Source organism: Lysinibacillus sp. RU7 (assembly GCF_057837305.1).
On record NZ_JBYQFK010000174.1, the window covers coordinates 1 to 259 of the forward strand.

The window sequence follows — 259 nt, forward strand, 5'->3', positions numbered from 1 at the left end:
GTAGTAGATACACTACTGACAGGTTTTGATGCTCCAAGGGCTTCGATTTTATATATTGATAAACCAATGAAAGAACATACGCTCTTACAAGCAATCGCCAGGGTAAATAGACTATACGAAGGAAAAGACTACGGACTTATTATTGATTATCGTGGGTTGTTATCAAAATTAGATGAAGCTCTGCAAATGTATTCAGGTGCAGGGTTAGAGAATTTTGATCCGAAAGATCTGAAAGGAGCCATTCATGATGTCATTAGCG

Annotated in this window: 1 protein-coding gene; it reads left to right on the plus strand. The window is 37.8% G+C overall.

Annotation, left to right across the window (positions count from 1 at the left end; translation table 11 throughout):
* On the plus strand, positions 1-259 hold a 259-nt coding region (locus tag AC3II9_RS21980; RefSeq protein WP_489158844.1), incomplete at both ends, for a type I restriction enzyme subunit R domain-containing protein.